Raw genomic sequence first — 476 nt, forward strand, 5'->3', positions numbered from 1 at the left:
AGCTCGTTTGCTCCTCTGAAATAGTGAGGTAATACGTACCGTCTTGTTGGCGTGCCTGAAGATTTTCGATGAGAATGTTTTGCTGTTCACTAAAGTACACTTGCGCCATGATTTTGCTGCTCAAGCCTTGTAGCTCAACACTATCGATGCGTGAGAACAATGTCAGCGCTTGACCTTGATTGATGTATTTTTTATCGGTCCATGCAGTGATGGATGTGCGCATGTCTTCGCTTTCTGTCGTGCGTTGATGCGTTTCGTAAGTCATGGTCACTGGGTCGCGTTCCAATCGATCAACACGAACATTGCTGCTTGGGTAGCGTGTGAAGGAGGCATGGTCTTTTAAGACGGCTTGATGCAAAGCGGTTTTATTCTTGATGGCTCTTATTTGTTCAATACCTGAAATAGGGGTCACGGATATTTGATCTTGTTGAGAGCCTGTTACAGGTTTGAGGGTTAATGTCTGTACTTTTGCTGCT

General features: G+C 45.0%; 1 protein-coding gene. It reads right to left on the bottom strand.

Annotation, left to right across the window (positions count from 1 at the left end; translation table 11 throughout):
* A partial coding sequence (locus tag A3738_RS23950; protein ID WP_197473998.1) for a hypothetical protein occupies positions 1 to 476 on the bottom strand: 476 nt, incomplete at both ends.

The sequence above is a fragment of the Oleiphilus sp. HI0066 genome (genome assembly GCF_001635725.1).